The 23,019-nt window shown below is 49.0% G+C and carries 22 protein-coding genes; 1 reads left to right on the forward strand and 21 read right to left on the reverse strand.

Going from position 1 to position 23,019, the window contains the following annotated elements:
* Positions 1 to 20: 20 nt before the first annotated feature.
* The 13 genes from B5E64_RS16000 to B5E64_RS16050 form a co-directional block, all read right to left on the reverse strand.
* Positions 21 to 632: a phosphoribosylanthranilate isomerase gene (locus tag B5E64_RS16000; protein WP_087169459.1), complete on the reverse strand. Its 612-nt coding sequence runs from the start codon at positions 630 to 632 to the stop codon at positions 21 to 23.
* Positions 629 to 1,423, reverse strand: a complete 795-nt coding sequence (gene trpC / locus B5E64_RS16005) for an indole-3-glycerol phosphate synthase TrpC (RefSeq protein WP_087169460.1) — start codon at positions 1,421 to 1,423, stop codon at positions 629 to 631. Before trpC ends, B5E64_RS16000 begins: the two co-directional genes overlap by 4 nt.
* Positions 1,420 to 2,457, reverse strand: a complete 1,038-nt coding sequence (gene trpD / locus B5E64_RS16010; RefSeq protein ID WP_087169461.1) for an anthranilate phosphoribosyltransferase — start codon at positions 2,455 to 2,457, stop codon at positions 1,420 to 1,422. Before trpD ends, trpC begins: the two co-directional genes overlap by 4 nt.
* Positions 2,458 to 2,696: 239 nt before the next feature.
* Positions 2,697 to 2,828, reverse strand: a complete 132-nt coding sequence (locus B5E64_RS18685) for a hypothetical protein (protein WP_275532837.1) — start codon at positions 2,826 to 2,828, stop codon at positions 2,697 to 2,699.
* Between the two features lie 30 nt (positions 2,829 to 2,858).
* Positions 2,859 to 4,391: an AAA family ATPase gene (locus B5E64_RS16015; RefSeq protein WP_087169462.1), complete on the reverse strand. Its 1,533-nt coding sequence runs from the start codon at positions 4,389 to 4,391 to the stop codon at positions 2,859 to 2,861.
* Positions 4,392 to 4,394: 3 nt separating this feature from the next.
* Positions 4,395 to 5,747, reverse strand: coding sequence for a VWA-like domain-containing protein (locus B5E64_RS16020; RefSeq protein ID WP_242960261.1), 1,353 nt, complete (start codon positions 5,745 to 5,747; stop codon positions 4,395 to 4,397).
* A gap of 12 nt (positions 5,748 to 5,759) precedes the next feature.
* Complete coding sequence (locus tag B5E64_RS16025; RefSeq protein WP_087169463.1) at positions 5,760 to 6,722, reverse strand: leucine-rich repeat domain-containing protein; 963 nt, start codon at positions 6,720 to 6,722, stop codon at positions 5,760 to 5,762.
* Between the two features lie 69 nt (positions 6,723 to 6,791).
* Entirely contained in the window at positions 6,792 to 8,183 is a 1,392-nt protein-coding gene (locus tag B5E64_RS16030) for a glycine--tRNA ligase (RefSeq protein ID WP_087169464.1), read from the reverse strand.
* 131 nt (positions 8,184 to 8,314) lie between these two features.
* Positions 8,315 to 9,064, reverse strand: coding sequence for a DNA repair protein RecO (recO, locus tag B5E64_RS16035; protein WP_087169465.1), 750 nt, complete (start codon positions 9,062 to 9,064; stop codon positions 8,315 to 8,317).
* Complete coding sequence (locus B5E64_RS17920) at positions 8,991 to 9,185, reverse strand: hypothetical protein (protein ID WP_138372364.1); 195 nt, start codon at positions 9,183 to 9,185, stop codon at positions 8,991 to 8,993. The genes recO and B5E64_RS17920 overlap by 74 nt, the downstream gene beginning before the upstream one ends.
* 54 nt (positions 9,186 to 9,239) lie before the next feature.
* On the reverse strand, positions 9,240 to 10,154 hold the full coding sequence (era, locus tag B5E64_RS16040) for a GTPase Era (RefSeq protein WP_087169486.1): 915 nt from the start codon (positions 10,152 to 10,154) through the stop codon (positions 9,240 to 9,242).
* Between the two features lie 51 nt (positions 10,155 to 10,205).
* On the reverse strand, positions 10,206 to 13,130 hold the full coding sequence (locus tag B5E64_RS16045) for an insulinase family protein (protein WP_087169466.1): 2,925 nt from the start codon (positions 13,128 to 13,130) through the stop codon (positions 10,206 to 10,208).
* Between the two features lie 83 nt (positions 13,131 to 13,213).
* A complete protein-coding gene (locus B5E64_RS16050) occupies positions 13,214 to 13,900 on the reverse strand; it encodes a GTP pyrophosphokinase family protein (RefSeq protein ID WP_087169467.1) in 687 nt (228 codons plus the stop codon).
* A 167-nt stretch (positions 13,901 to 14,067) separates the two neighbouring features.
* Between B5E64_RS16050 and B5E64_RS16055 the strand changes: the two genes are divergently transcribed.
* Positions 14,068 to 14,910: a glycerophosphodiester phosphodiesterase gene (locus B5E64_RS16055; protein ID WP_087169468.1), complete on the forward strand. Its 843-nt coding sequence runs from the start codon at positions 14,068 to 14,070 to the stop codon at positions 14,908 to 14,910.
* A 66-nt stretch (positions 14,911 to 14,976) separates the two neighbouring features.
* Here the strand turns inward: B5E64_RS16055 and B5E64_RS16060 are convergent, their stop codons facing one another.
* The 8 genes from B5E64_RS16060 to B5E64_RS16095 form a co-directional block, all read right to left on the reverse strand.
* Positions 14,977 to 15,867: an Rpn family recombination-promoting nuclease/putative transposase gene (locus B5E64_RS16060; protein ID WP_087169469.1), complete on the reverse strand. Its 891-nt coding sequence runs from the start codon at positions 15,865 to 15,867 to the stop codon at positions 14,977 to 14,979.
* A gap of 202 nt (positions 15,868 to 16,069) precedes the next feature.
* The gene (locus B5E64_RS16065; protein ID WP_087169470.1) at positions 16,070 to 17,476 is read right to left on the reverse strand and encodes an aldehyde dehydrogenase family protein; all 1,407 of its coding nucleotides are present in this window, start codon (positions 17,474 to 17,476) and stop codon (positions 16,070 to 16,072) included.
* Positions 17,477 to 17,521: 45 nt separating this feature from the next.
* Complete coding sequence (locus tag B5E64_RS16070) at positions 17,522 to 18,412, reverse strand: dihydrodipicolinate synthase family protein (RefSeq protein WP_087169471.1); 891 nt, start codon at positions 18,410 to 18,412, stop codon at positions 17,522 to 17,524.
* Between the two features lie 28 nt (positions 18,413 to 18,440).
* The gene (locus tag B5E64_RS16075; RefSeq protein WP_158099278.1) at positions 18,441 to 19,616 is read right to left on the reverse strand and encodes an FAD-dependent oxidoreductase; all 1,176 of its coding nucleotides are present in this window, start codon (positions 19,614 to 19,616) and stop codon (positions 18,441 to 18,443) included.
* A gap of 4 nt (positions 19,617 to 19,620) precedes the next feature.
* On the reverse strand, positions 19,621 to 20,454 hold the full coding sequence (locus B5E64_RS18835; RefSeq protein ID WP_204229606.1) for a (2Fe-2S)-binding protein: 834 nt from the start codon (positions 20,452 to 20,454) through the stop codon (positions 19,621 to 19,623).
* 5 nt (positions 20,455 to 20,459) lie between these two features.
* A complete protein-coding gene (locus B5E64_RS16085) occupies positions 20,460 to 21,539 on the reverse strand; it encodes an NAD(P)/FAD-dependent oxidoreductase (protein WP_087169474.1) in 1,080 nt (359 codons plus the stop codon).
* Positions 21,536 to 21,853, reverse strand: a complete 318-nt coding sequence (locus tag B5E64_RS16090) for a (2Fe-2S)-binding protein (protein ID WP_087169487.1) — start codon at positions 21,851 to 21,853, stop codon at positions 21,536 to 21,538. The genes B5E64_RS16085 and B5E64_RS16090 overlap by 4 nt, the downstream gene beginning before the upstream one ends.
* Positions 21,854 to 21,889: 36 nt before the next feature.
* Positions 21,890 to 22,897: a proline racemase family protein gene (locus tag B5E64_RS16095; RefSeq protein ID WP_087169475.1), complete on the reverse strand. Its 1,008-nt coding sequence runs from the start codon at positions 22,895 to 22,897 to the stop codon at positions 21,890 to 21,892.
* Between the last annotated feature and the right edge of the window lie 122 nt (positions 22,898 to 23,019).

Consider the following 23,019-nt stretch of genomic DNA (forward strand, 5'->3'; position numbering starts at 1 on the left):
TCTTTCTCTTATCTGATATCTCAAGTCAGCGACCGCAGCATGTGTACTGCGTCCGCGATCTTTTTTTCGTCTTTCACTCCGTCTGTCTCAACGCTGCTGCTCAAGTCGACGGCAAACGGATAAAACCTTTCCACGGCTTCTTTCATATTATGAATGCCGATTCCTCCGGCAAGAAAGTACGGCTGTTTTGCTTCCTCCAGGCATGACCAGTCGAAACTTCTTCCTGTTCCGCCGGTTCCGCAGTCAAACAGCAGATAGTCTGCCGGAAATCCCGCTGCTCTTTCTACATCTTCTCTGCTCTTTACGGAAACAGCTTTGATCACCGGCACGCCGGCTGTTTCCCGAATCGTCCGGACCATCTCTTCTCCTTCCTGTCCGTGGAGCTGAATCATTTTAAGCCCGCTTTCCCTCACAATGCGTAGAATCGTATTTGTATCCTCATTGACAAAGACTCCTACAGGCACAATCCCCGGATCCAGCTCTTCCAAAAGCCCTTTCAGTCCTTCCGGATCCATATTTCTCCGGCTTTGCGGCACGTTTAGAATAAATCCACAGTAGTCCGGCCTTGCCGCGTTCACATATACAATGTCTTCTTTTCGCCTCAATCCGCAGATTTTGATTTTCGTTTTCATTGGTCCATTCCCCCAAGACAGGTAAGCGCTTTCCTTTTGTCCGGTTCCCGCATCAGTGTTTCGCCGATCAGCACCGCGTCCGTTCCGTTTTCTTTTAAAAGCCGTATGTCCTCCGGAGTGCGGATGCCGCTCTCTGATACAAAGATGATTTCTGGCGGCACCAGTCTGCGCAGACTGGCGCTTGTCTGAAGATCTACCTGAAACGTATGAAGATCCCGGTTGTTGACACCGATGATCTTTGCCTGGCACCGCTTTGCCATCTCTATCTCTTCCTCAGAATGTGTTTCCACCAAAGCGGAAAGTCCAAGATGCTCTGCAAGTTCCAGATCAGACCGTAATTCCTCTTCCGTCAAAATCGCACAGATAAGAAGCACTGCATCGGCTCCCATGGCTTTTGCCTCGTAGATCATGTACGGATCCACAGTAAAATCTTTCCTCAAAACAGGGATCTGTACTTCCCTGGCAATTGCTTCCAGATAAGCATCGCTCCCCTGAAAATAGAATGGTTCGGTCAGACAGGAGATGGCTGCCGCTCCAGCCTTTTCATAGTCTTTTGCAATGTCCAGATATGGAAATGTTTCCGCAATCACCCCTTTGGACGGGGAAGCTTTCTTCACCTCGCAGATGAACGAAAGTCCTTCCCTGGAAAGGCTCTTCTGAAAAAGAAACGGTTCTTTTTGCTCCTTCCGGCTTTCGATTCTCTCCAGAAGCCGGCCTGTCGGAATCTCCCTCTTTTTCTTTGCAATCCGCTCCCTTGTCTTTTCAGCGATTTCATCCAGTATGGTTTTCATACCCGTTCCTCCTGTACTTCCGGTTTCCAGCCGTTCGATTCCCGAATGAATTCTTCCAGTTTCTTTCTGGCTGCCCCGCTGTCGATGATTCCTTCCGCCATCCGTACGCCGGCCTCCAGATTCGGTGCCTTTCCGGCCAGATAAAGGGCAGCTCCGGAGTTCAGTGCCACAGCATCCCGTTTTGGTCCTTTCTTTCCATTTAAAATCTCCAGTGTGATCTGTGCATTTTCCTCCGGTGTTCCTCCCGTCAGTTCCTCTTTTTCGCATCGGATAAATCCGAAATCTTCCGGAGTAATCTCGTAAGTATGATAGGTTCCGCCTTTGATCTCACAGACCTTTGTCGGCGCACTCATGGAAATCTCATCCAGCCGGTCCATCCCATAAACCACCATCCCGCGCTTGACTCCAAGATTGCTCATAACTCTGGCAAGCGGTTCTACCAGCGACTCTTCATAGACCCCCATCAGCTCCATGTTTGCTCCTGCAGGATTGGAGAGCGGCCCTAAAATATTGAATACAGTACGGATCCCCAGTTCCTTCCGAATCGGCGCCACATACTTCATGGCAATGTGATAGTTCTGTGCAAACAGAAAGCAGATGCCGATCTTCTTTAACATGGCCGCACTTTCTTCCGGCGAGGCCGTAATCCGGACTCCCAGCGCTTCCAGAACATCGGCCGCCCCGCTTTTGCTGGATGCCGCCCGGTTCCCGTGTTTTGCAATCGGAACGCCGCCCGCCGCGATGACCAGAGAAGATGTGGTGGAAATATTAAACGAATTTGCTCCGTCTCCTCCTGTTCCGACAATCTCCAGTACGTCCATCTCATGAAGGAGACGGATACAGTGATCCCGCATTCCTTTGGCTGAACCGGTAATCTCTTCGATGTTCTCCCCTTTCAGGGAAAGAGCGGTCAGATAAGAGCTCATCTGAACCGGGCTTGCCTTGCCGTCCATGATCTCATTCATGACTTCCAGTGCTTCTTCTGCTGTCAGATCGTTTCTTTGTGCCAGTTTTAATATTGCTTCTTTAATCATGTCTGTAAACCTCCACAAAATTCTGAATCATCTTTTTCCTTTCCGGTCTGATCAAAGAGCATTGTGTACTATCAGCCGGATCAGCATTCCGACAACAAAAAAACGCCCCTGATACAGACAATCCATAACATCTGTATCAAGGACGATATCTACATACCGCGGTGCCACCTTGATTCACGGAAAAAATCTTCCATGCGCTTAGCGAGATACCAACATATCTCCGGCAACTGACGTATGCCCTACGTCGCAGAGTACTGGGCAGGAATTCCTGCTTTTGACTGCGCCCTCCGTGGTCCATTTGGCTGACTGCGTTCCATCCGGCTCTCACCTTCCCGGACTCTCTGTGGGTGCACGGCAACTTTGATCTCCACTTCAACGGTTTATCTGGCTAAATTCAATTTTTACTCATTATAGGATGAAAGCGCAGATGTGTCAATACTTTTTTCAAGATTTTCCATCTCTGTCAGAATCTCCTTCTGTCTCTCATCAAACAAAAGTCCTTTATTGTACTTGTAGAAATACGGGCAGTCATTATCCCTCAGGAACCGGATACTGTCCCCGTTGGTATTGAGTTCTGCCAGAAAGGCCGCCATCTCCTGACTTTCGCCAAAGGCGTCCTCCAGAAACCGGAATGTGTTTTCCAGTGCTTCCATCGCCTGGTCCGTAACTGTCTGCCGCTTCTCCACCTGTCCGGAAAATGCTTCCTTGACAAAAGCAAACTCCTCGTCCCATCCGGCGCCTTTTGCCGCCGCTTCGGTCAGCTTCCACCGCTGCTCATAGGATTCCAGCTCTGTAATCACCGAAGTTTCCAGTTTTTCCATGGCTCCGGTCAGAAGCCCTGCCTTCTTTTTCGACGCCAGTTCTGCCCGAAGTCGTTCAATCACTGCTGACAGGCTGTGCTCCTCTTTGTATACTTTTAATTCCGCAAACAGCCGTTCTGTTCTGGCATCTTCCTCTTGGTACGCCCGGAAATACTCGGCAAGCTTTCCGTTTAACATGCCTACAATGCTGAACCGTTCATCAAAGGCGGCGAATTTCAGCTTTTCGAGAACATCCTCCCCGTAAATGCCCTGTACAATCTTTTCCAGACCGTAGTCTTTCTTGTATTTCTCGTACAGTTCCAGATAATTGGCAAATTCCTTTGCTATTTCCCAGTTCTGTAAATACTGGTGCGCTACTTCCCGGTCCACTTTCTTACCAAGCATCCGGTATACGCGGAGAAGTTCTGAGAGATCCTCCCATCCTCTGGCCGTCACAAACTGCTTTCCATCCACCGTATTTTCTACCCTGTAGAAATGATCCTTCCGGATTTCCAGATAAGCAAGAATCGCCGGATCGATCTGTGCCTCGTAGGCGTACTCCCGCCATACGTCATAATTTTCCTCGATGTCAATCCGTTTCAGCCGGTCCAGTGTCACAATGTCGAATTCCCGCACGGACTTATTGTATTCCGGCGGGTTGCCTGCCGCCACAATGATCCATCCTTCCGGTACTTTGTGGTTTCCGAACATCTTGCACTGAAGGAACTGCAGCATGGTCGGCGCCAGTGTCTCCGAAACGCAGTTGATCTCGTCCAGAAAGAGGATGCCTTCTTTTAACCCGGTCTCCTCCATCTTCTCGTAAACTGACGCAATAATCTCGCTCATCGTATACTCCGTGACGGAACAGACTTCCCCGCCATAGCTGCGCTCCCGGATAAACGGAAGTCCTACCGCACTCTGCCGGGTATGGTGTGTAATCGTATAGGAAACCAGGCCGATTCCACATTCTCTTGCGACCTGTTCCATGATCTGGGTCTTCCCGATTCCCGGAGGCCCCATGAGAAGGATCGGCCGCTGCCGGATCGACGGGATCAGGTAATGTCCGTCCGCGTCTTTTTGCAGATAAGCCTCGATGGAATCCCGGATTTCCTGCTTTGCTCGTTTGATATGCATCCTCTATTCTTCCTCGCTTTCCATAAATATCGCTTCATCCAGCACAAGCCGGATTGCCCATGCCGGTGTCCGGATGTCCCTCGATCCGTCGTCGATAAAGACGAACGCCGTCTCGTAGGATGGCATCCGGGACGGATAGGTGCCGTATCCGTCTGTAAAATAAATCACGCCCCGCAGATTCTGGAACGCTCCCTGTTCAATCAGGCTGTCAATATAGGCAAAGGCCGGACGGAAATCGGTTCCGCCGCCGCCATAGAGTTTCAGCTCCTGCATATAGCGTTCCCAGTCTTCCTGTCTCTCGATCCTCACATCCTCCTGCACCTGTTCATCGCACTGAAGAATCCGGATATGAACTTTTCGGAAGAAGCTCTCATTTTCGCTCAGGACATCATACGTTTCTTCCAGAAATTTCCGCACCAGGTCTCCGGAGCAGGACATGGACGTATCCACCACAATGACAAATTCTTCAATCTTTTTAACCTCCTTTGTCTCCTGTGGTTCGATCAGCGGCATATTACCGTACATGGACAGTCCGTAATGATAAAAGGCATAGTCAAAGCTGTCGTCATCCACACCGATTTCTTCCCGCCACACGGAAAACTTTCTCAGAAATTCCCGGTAGTCGTAGCGCTTCTTGTTGGCGACCCGAAGCTCTTCCAGAAGGTCTCCGGAAGCACTTGCCTCTTCCTGCGCGAAAGTATCCAGATTCAGTTCCATCTGCTCGCTGATCTGTTTCCAGTTATTCTCTGTCTCATTTGGCGGCCGCTTTTTATTTTCCTCCGGGTCCGGCCAGTAAAGATGGCTGTCCGCCCCAAACTCGGCATCCAGTTCCATCCGCTTCTTCTCACTCATTCCCCATGCTGTCAGACTTTTATAGATCTTCTGTGCTGTCAGCACCTTCGTGCTGTTTTTCAGTCTGCGGTATACGTCCTTTCTCAGCCAGGATGGTGCCCGTCTGACACAAGGGCAGGAAAGGCTGTCGATAATGGACTCCACTGCGATATTGCAGGCCAGATCCCAGAAAAGGGGATCCCGTTTACCTCTCAGATAAAGATGCCCGAACAGACAGTGCAGGACGATGTGGAGATAGGCCCGGTTGACATTCTTCCGGTCTTCCCGGTAAGTTCCGCCAAGCCATCCCGGATGAAAGTAAAGCCCCTGCCCGTCTGTTCCGATGGAGCCGATCTCCCCGTCCATCTGGAACCGCAGGCTGGAAAGCGCCACGTCCAGGTACCGCATTTTCAAATATAACTCATTTCTCGCTGTCCGCAGAATTTCCTTTCCCAGGGCATTCATGCGCGCGGCCTGCTCTTCGCTGATCGTCTCTGCCATCTCTTCCTCCTTATCCATCTTCATACATTTTTCTGATTACAGATCAAACGTTTTCTTTCCGCTCCGTTTCCTTCCGGCCTGCAGGAGAAGGGCTGACATTTCAGCATGTCCTTTTTTCTCCGCAACAGTAAGCGCCGTCTCCAGTGCCTCACCTTCCCAGATCTTCTGATCCAGAAGAAATCGTACCGTCTTCATGTCATCCGCCTCAAGCAGAAATCCGGCAGTCTCCCCGGCACAGCCCCTCAGGAAATCTGCGTACTCTTCTTCTGCCTGTCCGGTAAGCCGGTACGGCTCCCGAAGTCTGGCCAGCGCAATCCGGATCAAAGTGCGGACATCTTCCCTTGCTCTTGCCTTTACAAAAAGGGAATCGTACTCCTCATAATCGATCTCCTTATGATAGACACACTGCCGGTAGTCTCCGCCGGATCCGTGGTAGTGCGTCTCCACGATCCGGGCCGGCGTATTCTCCACCGCCTCTTCGTAGTGCTCCGGAAAGATCAAACTGGCTGTCTCGATCTGTTCCTGATCCTCATAGGAGATATGGACCGCAAGTTCAAACCGTTGTTCCTCCAGAATCTGTCTCAGACAGGTCTGGCGCGACTTTCTGCAGCGGATTTCCACATGGCTTAACTGGCATCCGGTAAAGGCACCTCCGCCGATACTGGTCAGGCTGTCCGTAAAGGACAGTCGTTTTAACCGAAAGCAGCGGTAAAAGGCGTAGCGCCCTACTTCACCAAGCTCCTCCGGCAGATGGATCTCCTCCACCTGTCCGCCGCAGAGCCGCTTCCGCGCTTCTGATTTTCGCTCCCCGTCCGGCAAAAAGACTGCCATGCCTTCCTCTTCCTCTGTCTGCGCAAATCCATAGTCTGCAATTCTTGTTACCGGAAGGCCATCAATGGTATCCGGAAGGAAGACCTCCGGACTCTCTCCGTAGCATCCGAAGATGGTGACGGTCTTAAATTCTTTTGATTCTGTTTTATAATGTATTTCCGGATACATGACTCCCTCCTGCCAGAATAAATCACTGCATAACAGCGGCCGGAAGACAACTGCTCCCGGCCTCGTTTTTTAATATTCAAACTTCTTTTCAAAATAAGCTTTCAGATCTTCGATCTTTACACGCTCCTGCTCCATCGTATCACGGTCACGTACAGTTACTGCGCCATCTTCCTCGGATTCAAAATCATAGGTCACACAGAATGGTGTACCGATCTCATCCTGACGGCGGTACCGTTTTCCGATGTTTCCACGGTCGTCGTACTCACAGTTGTAATATTTGCTGAGCTCGGCATAAATCTTCTCCGCACCCTCGTTTAACTTTTTGGAGAGCGGAAGGATACCGATCTTCACCGGAGCTAAAGCCGGATGGAAGTGAAGGACTGTTCTTGTATCTCCTCCTTCCAGTTCTTCCTCATCGTATGCTGCGCAGAGGAACGCAAGTACGACACGGTCTGCTCCAAGTGACGGCTCGATGACGTATGGCAGGTATTTTTCCTTCTTCTCATCGTCAAAGTATGTCATATCCTGCTTGGATACTTCCTGATGCTGTGTCAGGTCGTAATCGGTACGGTCTGCAATACCCCAAAGCTCGCCCCATCCGAACGGGAATAAGAACTCGAGGTCTGTTGTCGCACGGCTGTAGTGGGAAAGCTCTTCCGGCTCATGGTCACGTGCGCGCAGCTCGTCTTCTGTCATACCAAGATCTCTCAGCCAGTTGTAGCAGAAATCTTTCCAGTATTTAAACCACTCCAGGTCTGTTCCCGGCTCACAGAAGAATTCCAGCTCCATCTGCTCGAACTCTCTTGTACGGAAGGTAAAGTTACCTGGTGTAATTTCGTTACGGAAAGATTTTCCGATCTGTCCGATTCCAAACGGGATCTTCTTTCTGGAAGTACGCTGTACATTCTTAAAGTTGACGAAAATACCCTGAGCAGTCTCCGGACGGAGGTAAACGACGTTTTTCGCATCCTCTGTAACTCCCTGGAATGTCTTGAACATCAGATTGAATTCCCGGATGTCCGTGAAATTGTGCTTGCCGCAGCTCGGACACGGAACCTGGTGTTCATTGATGAAATCCATCATCTTCTCATGGGACCATGCGTCTACGCTTTCTTTCAGCTCAATCCCGTGTTCTGCCGCATAATCTTCAATCAGTTTATCTGCACGGAAACGCTCCTTACACTCTTTACAGTCCATCAGCGGGTCACTGAAGTTTCCAAGATGTCCGGAAGCAACCCATGTCTGCGGATTCATCAGAATCGCACAGTCTACGCCGACATTGTAAGGATTTTCCTGAATAAATTTCTTCCACCATGCTTTCTTCACATTGTTTTTCAGTTCTACGCCGAGATTTCCGTAATCCCATGTATTAGCAAGTCCACCATAGATTTCGGATCCCGGATATACAAACCCCCTGGTTTTGGCAAGAGCTACGATTTTGTCCATTGTTTTTTCTACCATCGTCTTTTACCTCACATTCTTCTAAAATTGTTTCCATTATACGGTAATTTGCCCGCTTTTGCAAGCACATCCCCTGTTTTTGCGTCCTGTTTTCCTGACAATTCGGCCGTTCTTCCGGCCCGGAGCCCTGCTTAAATCATTTCCAGCATCTCCAGCGACCGGAATGTATGTCCTATGTACACATCTACGCACCGCTTTGCTGCCTTTTTCAGCTGCGCCAGCACATCATCACTCACCGTAAAGGTGTAAAGTTTCTCCACCGGCGTCCCCTCAATAAATTGCAGGGCGTAAAGCGCAGACTGTCCAAACGGAAGTACATCCGCCGCCTGTCCGGCACAGTCCGGGCAGAGCATGCCGCCCCTCGACGCGCTGAACCGGGAAAGCTCCTCCGTCCTGCCGCATCCGGCGCAGGCAAAGGCCTGCGGCGCCTCCCCTTCGAGGCAGATCATCTTCAGTTCAAAGATGCACCGGATCAGGGGAAGAGAAATGCTTCTCTTTACGACAATCCGCATCGTCTGATAGAGAAGCTTTAAAATTTCCGTCTCGTCATTATTCTCTCTTGTACAGTATTCGGCAAATTCCAGGAAATAAAACCCGTATGTCACGGCTTCGATATCAGTTCTAAGCTCTCCGAAATAATTCTGAATCTCCGCCTGCTGCAGCGTATACGAAGATCTTCCTTCGTAAAGCGTAAAGGTGCCGAACAGAAACGGGCCCGTCGTCCCGACAAGCATACTGTTCGGCCGCCTTGCACCTCTGGCAAAAGCGGAGATCTTCCCCCGCTCACGGGAGAGGATCACCACTCTTTTATCGTATTCTCCAATCGGAAGCGCTGACAGAATCATTCCTGTCACGGTAATCGTCTGGCTCACTTTCTTCATCCTTCCGGCTTTCGTTCTGATCCCGGTCTTTTTCGGCCTTATGAGCCGTTATCCCTTTGTAGGTCAGATAGTCTTCTACTTTTCCGGTCATCTCAAACCGTGCCCAGTAGTCTTCATTCATCGGATCACCTCTTCATCTTTTGGAATAAAATTAGGTTCTCCGATTTTTCTTTTGTTATTCTTCTTCCCGGTATCCAAAATTTCTCATCAGAAATTCGCTGTCTCTCCAGTCTTTTTTCACCTTCACCCACAGCTTTAAATTGACCTTGCAGTCCAGCATCCGCTCAATCTCGAATCTGGCGGTACTGCCGATCTTTTTAAGCATGCTGCCCTGTTTTCCGATGATAATTCCTTTGTGGGAATCCCGCTCACAGATGATCGTCGCATCAATATCCGCGATGGTTCCTTTTTGTCCCCTGCGGAATTTCATCTGGTCGATCACTACCGCGATTCCATGCGGAATCTCCTCGTTTAAGCTGTGCAGTGCCTTCTCCCGGATCAGTTCCGCCACAATCTGGCGCTCCGGCTGGTCCGTCACCGTATCCTCATCGTAAAACTGTGGTCCGTACGGCAGATACTGCAGAATCACCTTTACCAGTTCGTCTGTATTCTCTCCGTTTCTTGCGCAGACCGGAACAATCTCCGCAAAATCGTAGATATCTTTATACTTTGCGATGCACGGAAGAAGCTCTTCCCGCTTTACTTTATCCACCTTGTTGATAACAAGAATCACCGGTGTGTGTACTTTCTTCAGCTGCTCTGCAATGTGCTGCTCTCCCGCACCGATAAAAGTGGACGGCTCCACAAGCCAGAGTACGACATCCACCTCATTGAGTGTCCGCTCCGCCACATTCACCATATAGGTGCCAAGCTTGTTTTTTGCCTTGTGGATTCCCGGCGTGTCCACAAAGACGATCTGTCCCTCGTCCGTTGTGAGTACGGTCTGAATCCGGTTTCTCGTTGTCTGTGGTTTATTGGATGTGATGGCGATCTTCTGCCCGATCAGCTGATTCATCAGCGTGGATTTTCCCACATTCGGCCGCCCGATCAGTGTCACAAATCCTGATTTATACTGCTTATTCTCTGTCAAAATCCCGTTCCTCTTTCCTTTGTAAACTCTCCGAACCGGAGGACCCGGCACCTAAAACAGCGCCTTCACCTCGGTAAAGATTTCTTTTTCCTGCTCAATCTTGTCTTCATTTCCGATGACACAGATCTGGTCTGCCTGTAATACTTTCTCCACGATATCCGCCAGATTCCGGATATCCTGCTGCGTTGCACGGAGAACTTCCAGCCTTTCTTTTCTGATCATCTCTTCCGTCACATGATTCATGTAAAGATTCATGGAACGGTCGCCCTTGGTAGCCGGAGTCATCGGCTGATCCATATTGCTGATGGTACCGATGATGAATTTTGTCATATCCCGGTCACTGACATCAAAGTTTCTCAGATATTCGGTCACACCCTGGTAAATTTCCAGCGTATTTTTCAGGTGCGGATCCCGGTAGGAGACAAAATAGCCTTCTCCCAGCTTGTTAAAGCTGCTCATGCATCCATAGGCGCCGCCTTTGACACGAATATTCTGCCAGAGGTATTCGTATCCCATGATAACTTTCAGAATCTGAAGCGCCCCGTGGTACTCTGCTCCGGCATCGATAAAGTTTCCTGCCATTGCCACATACTGTACCTTGGAGGAAGTCTGGAATCCTTCGTTTTTCTTCGCGCATGTGAGCTGGAAACCGGACTCTTCCACTTCTTCCGTGTGCAGACATCCTGAGAACTTCTCGATCTCCTGAAGTACCGGTTCTTTGCTTTCCGGTTCTCCCGTATAGCTTACGATCATCCGATCTTTCCGGAATACCTTGCGGCTGATCGTCTGCAGCATCTCCATGAGACGATCCTTTTCTTCCTCAAAATGGTCTGCGATCCGGCTGACGGTCTCGTAGTACTCAATTCCGTTTGTCATGTCTTTAAAGCGCGCAAGCGGCGAACTGTAGGACATGGCACGCAGCACGGCGGAACTGTGTCCCGCAGAGAGGAACTTCATCTGAAGTCTGGATTTCAGCATGTCCAGAATCTCTTTGATCCTCTTCTCATCTGTAAGCACCGACCGCATCAGAATTTCCTCCATCATAGAGAGGGCAAACGGAAGCTGGCCGTACATCGCTTTCGTCTTGATCTCAAACGTCGGGCGGAATTCTTTCTCCTTCACTTTTGTGACGTCGGTGTACATTTCAAGGGATGTCTCAATGCCTCCCGTGCGCCGGTTGATCTCATTGAACAGTTTGCCGTACTCGTAATGTTCGGTATCGATAATGCCGAGCACTGCCTGCAGAAGTCCTGCATACGGGATCTCTTTCTCGCTTAATGTCCGAAGATCAAAGATCAGTGTCAGATAGCCGATTCCGTTTGTATCGATCGGATGACAGATACATGGAACATCCCCGGCTTTTTGCTCTTCGTTATAAATCGGAGCAATGTCTTCGGAAATATCACTGACTTTCAGCACCGGAATCTTCTCCAGAATTTCCGGCGGAGTCGGCTCCTCCTGGTACGCTCTCAGATCTTTCGTATCCTGCACAAGCTTCTCCACTTCTTCTCTGGAGAGACCCGCCTTATAGTCCTGAAGCTTCTGATGGAGCTTCTGGTCTGCTTCCGCTGTCAGTCCTTTCTTCGGACAGATCATGACAATGGAAGCATGGGTGTTATCAAGAAGGTACTTCTGAATCAGATCTTCATAGTAGGAAGTACTGATCTGCTCTTTCAAAAATGCAAACGTGTCCAGTGCCTCGATGTGAAGGAACGGACTTTCTTCATCATACAGCCAGCTGTCGAACATCTGAAGTCCGTACATCAGCCCCTTCGGGTAGCTGCCAAAATCCGCCTCCCGGTAGCGGAACTCATGATAATTGATGCCTGCTGTCAAAGCGTCCGGATCTATTCCCTCTTTGACAATCTTTTCCAGAGTGGATTCAATCACACGGACAAATTCTTCTTTCTGTGATTCTTCGGCATTCTTTGCAATCACGGAGAATGTCGGCTGGTAAATTCCGTTATCATAGGATCCCAGAATATCATGTCCGATTCCTGCATCTGTCAGCGCTTTCTTTAACAGCGCACCCGGTGCGGACAACAATGCATAGTCCAGAATGGAAAATGCAAGGTAAAGCTTCTCGTCCAGACTGGTGCCGATTACCTTGTTGTAGGACAGATAGGTATTCATCTCCTCAGACTCGTTTGCTGCGATGGAATAATACCGCTTCCACTCTACCGGCTCATCAAACGGCTTCTGCAGGCGGATCTCCGAATCGATTTCGGCTTTTTCAAATCTGCTCAGATATTTCTCATCCAGCCACTGGAGCTTTTCTTCCATATCCATATCGCCGTACAGATAAATATAACTGTTGGACGGATGGTAATATTTCCGGTGGAAATTCAGGAAGTCTTCGTATGTCAGTGACGGGATCGCATCCGGATCTCCACCTGACTCATTGGAATAGGAAGTGTCCGGGAAAAGCGAATTTAAAATCATCCGGTCCAGTACGCCGTCCGGGGAGGAAAACGCTCCCTTCATCTCATTGTAGACAACGCCGTTGTATTTCAGCTCTCCGTCCGGATCTTCCAGCTCGTAGCTCCATCCCTCCTGACGGAATGTCTTGTCACTCTCATAAATATTCGGATAGAATACCGCATCCATGTAAACATGCATCAGGTTCTGGAAATCCTGGTCATTGCAGCTTGCGATCGGATATACGGTCTTGTCCGGATAAGTCATCGCATTTAAGAATGTATTTAACGATCCTTTCACCAGCTCCACAAACGGGTCCTTTGCCGGAAACTCCTTTGATCCGCAGAGTACCGAATGCTCCAGAATATGCGGCAGTCCCGTACTGTCCTCAGGAGGCGTACGGAATGCGATGGAAAACACTTTGTTATCATCATCGTTTTCGATCAGGGCAATCCTTGCCCCGCTTTTTTTATGACGGAGAAGCGTCCCTTTTGCCTTGATCCCGCTCAGGTCTCTCTCCTGTATCAGCTCATATGCCTGTAATTTCTTACTGTCCATTCCAATCTCCTCATTTCGATTCAAATTTTCCTGTTCTATAGTATACCATGTTTTCCGGGTTCGTAAAACATTCCGACCGCAAATCAGGTATATCTTGGCTTTTGTTTCTGTCCGTTGCTCTTTTCGATCATGTTCCGGATATCCTGCATTTCCTGATCCAGCTCGGAGATCACTGTAGCGCACCGTTTCAGCTTCTTCTGGATCTCTCCCTCATCATCGATCTCCTTTTTGTAACGGAGACGGTGATCCACGCTTGCCCAGAAATCCATGGCGATCGTACGGAACTGCACCTCCACTTTCATATATTCCTTTCCGTCTGCCAGAAAGATCGGGACCTCCAGAATCAGATGCAGGCTCCTGTATCCATTCTCCTTTGGATGCTGTATGTAATCTTTTGTCCGCAGAAGCCGGATGTCATCCTGCCCTGTGAGAAGCTCCGCCAGCTTGTAAATATCCTCCTGAAACGCACAGACAACACGGACGCCCGCTACGTCAAAAAGATTCTTCTCGATATTTTCCAAAGTCGGCTCAAACCCTTTTCTTTTCAGCTTCTCCATGATACTGGCCGGAGACTTCAGCCTCGTCTCTATGGATTCAAACGGATTTCGATCATAATTCAGCGAGAACTCGGCATCCAGTACGTTCAGTTTTGTCTCAACTTCCATGATCGCACATTTATATTTATTCATCAGTGCTGTGAATTCCACGCTGTTTGCCATATCACAGCTGTCCGTACGCTGTGTATAGACCTCTTTCAAGTTTTCTTTCATTAGTCGCACCTCTTCTTGTATCAATATGGAACATTGATTCCTCACTATAGTATAACAAAGCGCACATGGAAACTCCAATGAAAAAACTATAAACATTTTTCTGCCCCTTTGCCGGATTTGTGCTATCATAAAAGAAAGCAATGGTTTTTGTCGAGGAGGAGTGTATCATGACAGATAATAGACATTCATGGATAAAAAGAGGACTGACCGCAGGGCTTTTTTACCTGCTTTCCATCGCGCCAAGATTGATCGGGCGTCCGAAACGGATGCCCGGAAAATTTTATGCCCACCGTGGGCTTCATGACTTAAGTCTCGGAATTCCGGAAAATACCATGGCCGCTTTCCGGCGCGCTGTAGAGCACGGATACGGAATCGAACTGGATGTCCAGCTGACAAAAGACGGTCAGGTTGTTGCCGCACACGATTTTGATCTAAAGCGCATCTGCGGAGTTGAAAAAGATGTGGATGAGCTGACTTATGAAGAGCTGAAAGCTCTTCCTGTTCTTGGTACGGCTGAGCACATTCCGCTGTTTCAGGATGTGCTGGATCTGGTGGATGGCAAAGTGCCGCTCCTTGTGGAGATTAAATATAAACATGTGGGAAGTTCCATCTGCCGGAAGGCCGCGGAGCTTCTGGATCATTACAGTGGTTCTTACTGCATCGAATCTTTCCATCCGGTGGCTTTGATGTGGTTTCGGAAATACCGGCCGTATACCGTCAGAGGCCAGCTGGGAATGAATTTTCACAAGGATGACGGACGGGTGCACCCTGTCTATTATTTCCCGCGGCATCTGCTGACCAACTTTCTGACAAAGCCGGACTTCATCGCCTACGACCACCACGCAAGAAGCGCCCTTTCCCTGACGATCTGCCGGGTGGTTTTTGGCATTCCATGTTTCGCCTGGACAGTAAAATCCCCGCGGGAATATTATGCCTGCGAGCATATTTTTGACTACTTTATTTTCGAGGGCTTTCTTCCGGAAGAATGGGATACCCGGAATTGCTCCTGATCTGTACAAAACGGGGCATCGGCTCGTAAAGAACTGCTGCCCCGTACTTTATTTTCCATCTTCTTTTCAGACTTTCCTAGCTAAAAGCTTCTGGAATTCCTCTACTGTCGTTCCATACTCTTCCGCTGCCTGCTCAAGCGTCAACAGATTTTTCTGATAAAGGCTGATTAATGTTTTCGCTTTTCCTTCTTCCCTAAGCCCTTCGGCGTATTGTTCCTCATTAAATTCTTCCAGAATCACATCGCTCACCTCCGCACTGTTCTTCTCCAGAAATTCTTTCAGAATGTCCTGTTCGATACAGCTCTTCTGTGCCTGCCGGACTGCTACTTCTATGGAACTGCCTTTTTTCTGATTCTCTCTGACTTCATTGATAAAATATGCATATTCCCAGAGGATTCTACAATTCTCGAACAGTTCTTTGTTGTGTCCAAGATTGATATTCAGCATGATGACGCGACATTCCAGAGCCGCCTGTCCGGAAAATTCTGACTTTTTAAAAGCATCCGAAAGTTTTAATTCCTGGTATTCAGCTTCTTCTTTTCGTCCATTATAGAATACCACATATACCGGTACTGGTAAAGAAATCTGGGTAGAACTGTATATATTCAGCCCATTCTCCCGGATGTAATTCTGATAAATCCGCGCCAGATAAAGCAGTCCGCGAACTGGCATATTCGGATTGAATGTGCTTTGATGCTCGAAGAGATTCATGATACTTGAGAATAAAAAGGACACATCGTTTTTCATTCCCACATAAATCACATCTTCCAGTGTTGTAATTTTCATATCATCGGGATTTGTATAAGATGTTTTGTTTAAAGCATTATAAAGAGAGAGCAGATTTTTCTTGTCACGGAATATCATTCGGAAAAGTGTATCTTTATATTTAGAATTGACATGATGATTCGAAGATGTGTTTTTCTTTTTGGATATTGGTTTTCTTTGTTTTTTACTCATAGGCAGAAGCCTCCTTTGATTTGATGATAAATTTGACAAAAGATTAGAACACGGATATGAAATCAGACTGCATTTTCAGAATAAACACAGAAAAAGAGAAGTCTTCTTCATCATAGCAGAATATTCTAAAAAGCACAAGAGACAGCAGCTCTTTACGAGCCGCTGCCCCGTGCTTCGTGAGGTTATTATGGCATGTTTTATCCTACTTGTCGTAGATTGTCTTGATTTCGAGGAATTCTTCGTATCCCTCTACACCGCCTTCTCTTCCAAGTCCGGACTGTTTGTATCCGCCGAACGGGGATGTCGGGTCCCACTGTCCTTCGTTTACGTAAACAGTTCCTGTCTTCATCTGACGTGCAACTTTGTTTGCCTCTTCTTCCGGACCAAATACAGCGCCTGCCAGTCCGTAGATGCTGTCGTTTGCAATCTGAACCGCTTCTTCCTGTGTTTCGTAAGGGATCACTACCAGTACCGGTCCGAAGATCTCTTCCTGTGCGATTTTCATATCCGGTTTTACATCACTGAAGATCACCGGTTTTACATAATAGCTTCCGTTATCTTCCGGCACTTCTCCGGCTACCATTCTGGCACCTTCCTGTAATCCAAGTTCAATGTAGCCTTTGACACGGTCAAACTGCTTTTTGGATGAAAGCGGTCCCTGTGTTACCGTCGGATCATCGGCCGGTCCGTATTTGTATTCTTCCAGCTGTTTTTTGATGATTTCCTCTGCGCGTGCAAGTCCGTCCTTCGGCACCAGAAGTCTTGTCAGCGCGTTGCATGTCTGTCCTGCGTTCGGCACGACAGTCTCCAGTACAGAATGAATTCCATTCTCCCAGTCTCCGCCGTCCAGAAGGATTGCAGCGGATTTTCCTCCGAGTTCCAGTGCAATCTTTTTGATATTGCCAAGAGCCATTCTGGCCACTTCCCGGCCTGCTCCTGTAGATCCTGTAAAGGAAATCATGTCCACGTCTTCATGTGTGGAAAGGGCATTTCCGACTTCTCCGCCCCGTCCTGTTACCAGGTTGAAGACACCTGCCGGATATCCTGCCTTGTCAATTTCTTCTGCGAGAATGTATGCGGTCAGCGGAGTGTACTGGCTTGGTTTTAATACAACACAGTTTCCTGCCAGAAGCGCCGGCACAACTTTCTTTTCAATCTGCTCCAGAGGGAAATTCCACGGAGTCAGTCCTCCGACAACGCCCACCGGTTCTCTTCTTACGACAGAAGTCAGTCTTCTCTGCTCATACGGGAATTCAGAAGCGGTCTTGATATAATGTTTTGCTTCCAGAATAAACGGATCCGTATGCACTTCCGCGGAAACCTTGTACGGAGAACCAAGTTCTTTGGTGATGGTCTCGATCAGTTCCTGGCGTCTTTCTTCCAGACCAGCCACAACTTTTTTCATCAGCTCCACTCTTTCTTCCAGAGGAGTGTACTGCCATGTTTCAAATGCTGCTCTTGCAGCCTTTACTGCCCTGTCTACATCGTCTTTGTTTCCTCTTGGTACTTTGGCGATGATTTCGTGCGTAGCCGGATTCTCGATCTCAATCCACTCGTCCTGTGATGAATCTACCCATTCTCCATTGATGTACAGTTTACGGATTTCCATACTGCTCTTACCTCTCTTTCTGAAATTTTATGCCTGTTCTATAACCTATCGAAGTGTTTCAAATTTCATTGCTTCGGAAAGATATGCTTTTTCTTCATCATTTAATTCCATACGCGGTCTTCTGACATATCCACCGTTTAATCCCTTTTTGCCAAGGCCGTATTTTAACGCCTGCACCGGCTTCGGGAATGACTCCAGCACATTCAGCGCCGGCAGAATCTCTTTGTAGATTTCTTTTCCTTTTTTCAGATCTCCTTCTACATAAACCGCCTCGTAAAGTTCCACGCACTGTTTCGGAGCTACATTTGCAAGCATGCAGATCCATCCGCAGGCACCGTCGGCAAAGCTTTCATATGCAAGATTGTCGCATCCGCAGAATACAGATACCTTTTCCGGAGCATCCATCAGGACTTCTGTCAGCTTCTGCATGCTTCCGCTGGACTCTTTTACGATCGCTGTGTATGGAAGTGCCATGATCTCCCGGAATGCTTCCTGGCCAATTTCGATTCCGGCAGATCCCGGATTGTTATATGCCACGATCGGGAACTGAGTCTGCTCTTCAATATAACGGTAGTGCTCAACGATCTCGTCCTGTGCCGGATGGCAGTAGAAGGATGGAAGCACCATTGCCGCATGAGCGCCGCATTCCTTGATGTTGTTGACAAGTTTGACCACGTCTTCCGGGCGTTCTCTGGAAGCCCCTACAATGACGCTGACACGGTCCTTTACATATGGAACGATCTCTTTTACATATGCCATATGTTCTTCATCGGAAATACTCTGATATTCACCTGTTGCTCCAAGGATGCAGACTCCCTGCACGCCCTGTTCGATCAGCCAGTCCAGATTTTTCTTTGCTGACTCGAAATCAAATGTTCCGTCCTCGTGGAATGGTGTGACTACTACGGCATAAATGCCCTGAAACTGTGTGTTCATGTTTTACCTCCTTGACTTTGTCGTCTCTCTATGCCTGTCCGGCTGCAAACCGGTCAAATTTCAGCGGGCTTAAATCCATAAACGGTTCTTCTCCCGCAATCATATCTGCCATGACTTTTCCTGTGATCGGGGAAAGTCCGATTCCGTCTCCTTCGTGTCCGGCCGCAATGTAGAAGCCTTCTACCGGAGTGCCGGATACGATCGGCATGTGGTCCGGCGTGTAAGGTCTAAGTCCACTGTAGGAACGGATCACTTTGATATCTGCGATTACAGGGAAGAAACGGATCGCACGCTCTGCCATTGCCTTCATGACTTCAATGCTGCTTCTTGTATCTTCTCCTGCAAAGGTTCTGGAAGAACCGATGAGGAAGTTGTTGGATGCTGTCGGCTCAAATACGAAAGCAACTCCGTATTTTTCCACCCGTTCCGATACCGGACGCTTGTATCCGTCGCTCTGGAACTTTGTGGACATATATCCGAATTCATGTACTTTTCTTCTTGCCACCTGGAAGGTCTGCTCGGAAACCAGGATCTGTCCCTGGCGGGCCTGAATCGGAATGTCAAGTCCTACCATCTTTCCGATCACCGGGGCCCATACTCCGCAGGCGTCCACAATATTCTTCGCTGCGATTTCCCCGTTTTCTGTTTCAATGACAAATGCGTTGCCGTCCCGGCGGATTCCTTTGACACGGTTATGTAAAGAAAGCACCGCGCCTTTTTTCTCTGCTCCCAATGCCATACCATAAGTCAGTCCAATCGGATAAACCGAGCCGTCCGACATGGTTTCCAGTCCCCCATAGACATCTTTTGCAAGATACGGTTCATCATCCTGAACTTCCTGTCTGTCCATCATCCGCATCGGAATTCCGCATTTCTTCATAGATTCACAGAACTCGGACGCCATCTGAAATTCTTCTTCCGTCTCTGTGAGAAAGAGACTTCCCCTTTGTCTCCACTCAAAATCATAATCCAGCTCTTTGCTTAAGCCTTCGAACATATCCTGGCTGGCCTTTGCAAACAGAGCGTCAAATCCCGGCTGTTTGTCACAGACAAGAACATTTCCATCACTTCTGCTGCTTGTGGACTGTGCAATGTCCCCGGCGTCAATCAGGACGACAGAGGCTCCCTTTTTTGCGTTAAAGTATGCCACGGATGATCCGATGGCACCGGCCCCGATGACCGCTACATCATATGCTTTGCCCATGTTTTTATCCCTCCTGATCTTCTCCATCTTCTGCAAGTTCTCCAAATGTTACAGGGCGTACCGGAGGCCGGTCCGTGCTTCCCTGAATTTCATTCATCTTTTTGCCTGTTTCTTCTGCGATAATCCGGCTCACCAGTTTGCCGCATGTTCTGCCCTGGCAGAGTCCCATTCCGGCACGGACTCTTCTCTTGACTTCCGTCACAGTTGTTGCATGGTATTCCCGGATCGCTTTTCTGATTTCTCCTGCTGTAATTTCCTCACAGCGGCATACGATCACATCGTCATCCAGCGGTCCTTCCGGTTCTACCGGGCGGAATCCTTCGTGTGCTTCCGGAAGCTTCAGTCTTCTCATTGTCCGGACAGTGTCCGCATGTTCTTTCGGGATCGCAATGGTTACAACCGGTGTGTGGTCGTTCTTTTTCGGATTCATTACCTTGATCACACGTCCTTTGCAGACATACTCTCCCGCACGGGAAAGGGCGTCTATTTCTGCTCCTTTTTCCGGAAGCGGATCGTATTCAAACGGGAAGCTCACTGTGGCTTCTGTCTCGGAATAGCTCTTATCTACAAGGAAAATCGCAAGTCCCGGACAGGCTGCAACGCACATGCCGCATCCGATACATTTTTCTCTGTCTACCTGAGGCGTATTGGTAATCGGTTCCCCGATATGAATTGCATGAAGCGGGCATGCGGATTCGCAAGGATTACACGGAATCTGCTGTACACACTCAACCACTGCCACCGGGCCTTTCGCGAAGCGTTCTTCGTCCGGCCATCCATTTGCCTCTTTGATTTCGTCCATAGACGGGTATCCATCATAAATGATTCCTGTTGCCATCTCTATTAAACCCCCTTCTTGATGATCCGTTCTTTTGCCGCCATTCTCCGGTCTCCGAACGGTCCCTGCCTCAGGGAATCCAGCCTCTCTCTGATTTCGGCCTTTTTCTCTTCTGCCTGTTCTTTCGTCAGATGTCCAAGTGCTTCCGCAGCTGCTGCCGCCGCAAGTCTTCCTTCATCCATCGCTGTGCTGGCCTCTTCCACTCCCGCCGTATCTCCGGCAACGTAGATTCCCGGCACGCTCGTCTCCATATCCGCGTTGTGAAGCGGCATCCATCCGCCCATTTCCGGAATGAAATCATGCTGTACTCCTGCCATCTGTGCCAGTTCGGAAAGCGGACGGAGTCCGACTGCCACACAGATGACGTCCACATCGGTTTCCATCTCCGTGCCCTTTACAATCTGTCCGTTTTCAAATTTTGCGATCACTGCTTTTTCTACATGGTCCGTTCCCTTAGCCTCTGCAATGGTGCTGCCAAGATAGAACGGAATTCCCGCACGGCGGATTTTCGCCGCGTGCACACCGTAAGCACCGATCTTCGGCATTCCTTCCACGATTCCGACTACGTCCGCCCCTGCCTGAAGGAGCTGGTAGGCAACGATCACACCTACATTTCCGGATCCGATCATCAGAATCCTCTTGCCCGGAAGCACTCTCTGTACGTTTGCCATCGTCTGTGCCGCACCTGCTCCCATGACACCCGGAAGGGTCCATCCCGGGAACCGGAGCGGATTCTCCGCGCCGCCTGTGCAAAGAAGAAGTTTCTCCGCCTCTATGATTTCTGTTTTTCCATCTCTCAATACTGCTGCTCTCTTGTCCGGGAAAATTCCGATGCAGGCGCTGTTCAGCCAGAAGTCAATTCCGAGTTCTTCCGTCTCCTGAAGGAGCTGTTTTCCGATATCGATTCCTCTGACGCCGGCACGGTGTGCCCTGGAACCAAAGAATTTATGAAGCTGTTTGAAAAGCTGGCCGCCGGCACGTCTGTTCTCATCTACGAGAAGCACGTCACAGCCGTCTTTTTTTGCTTCGATTGCCGCCGCAAGCCCTGCCGGGCCGCCGCCGATGATTACTACTTCTCTTTTCATTCTTTCGTGCCTCTCTTTCCGAATCCCTGTTGTGTCTCAATTACCATACCGTCTTCCACCGGAGTGATGCAGGTACGAACATTCGGTTTCCCGTTCACTGTCATGACGCAGTCCGTACACTGTCCGATGCCGCAGAACACACCTCTCGGCTCATGCTTTTTCGTTGTATATCTGTGAATGTGGATTCCGTTTGCCATCAGCGCCGCCGCGATCGTTTCGCCGCTCTTTGCCTGAAGCTTTTTTCCATCCACGATAATCTCCACATAGTCATCCTGACCGAGTTCTCCCAGGATCGGATGATGTAATACTCTCATTGTATCTGTTTCCATCTTTTTGTCTCCTTTCCGCCCTTATGCCAGCTGATAACCCTCCTGGAAAATGTCTTCCGGATCCAGAAGGAATGTATGGATTCCTGTCACCCAGGCTCTTCCTGTCACCTGCGGAATCACCGCCGGTATGCCGGCCACCTCTGCATCATCCAGGTATTTACATTTGAACTGGCTGCCGATGATGCTCTGGTGAATGAAGCTCTCGCCCTTTTTGATTTCTCCCTTTGCCGCCAGGACAGAAAGCTTGGCCGATGTTCCGGTTCCGCACGGTGAACGGTCAATCGCTCCCGGCGGGATAATAACTGCATTTTTGATTGCTCCGTCTTCCTGATCTGTCGGCTCATAAAACTCAACATGTGTCACATGATGCTCAAACGGAATCGTAGGATGCTGCACAGCAATCTGTTCATTGATCCGCTGCTTCAGGTAATTGCCCGCCTGAATCAAAAGTGAAGAACTTTGCGGATTGATGTGAAGTCCTACGGATGCAGCCGGAAGAATCGCGTAAATATTTCCGCCGTATGCGATATCCGCTTTTACTGTTCCGTACTTGCTTGTTGTGATTTCCGCATCCCGAACCATAACAAATGCCGGTGCATTCACGAAAGTAACGTTTACAGCCGAGCAGTCGCGCACTTCAATCTGAAGCTTTACAAGACCTGCCGCGGTATCAAGAGTTACATAGGTGTAAGGCTCCTGCACATCAACCATGCCGGCTTCCACAAGTGCGGTTCCGACTCCGATCGTATCGTGTCCGCACATCGGCATCCATCCGCCGACCTCAAAATACAGCACTCCGAAATCCGCCTCCGGATTGCACGGCTCCATGATCAGTGTTCCTGACATTACTTCATTTCCTCTTGGTTCAAATGTCAGAAGCTTTCTGAGCCAGTCTCCTTCTGTGGACATATACTCCAGCTTTTCCTGCATCGTCTTACCCGGTATGTTCGGGATTCCACCAATCACATTTCTCGTTGGCTCACCACAGGTATGTGTGTCTATCGTATGAAATGTTTTTCTGATTTTCACCCCAGTATCCTCCTTCTTGTTCTTGTGCACTTTTTCTGTTTGCTTGTTAGACCGCGTTCTAGTTTATGCTTTTATTATAGCATAGTTTTCATTTTCGTCAATCCTTTTGTTCATATTTATGA

Source organism: Drancourtella sp. An12 (genome assembly GCF_002160935.1).
GTDB classification, from domain to species: Bacteria; Bacillota; Clostridia; order Lachnospirales; family Lachnospiraceae; genus Sellimonas; species Sellimonas catena.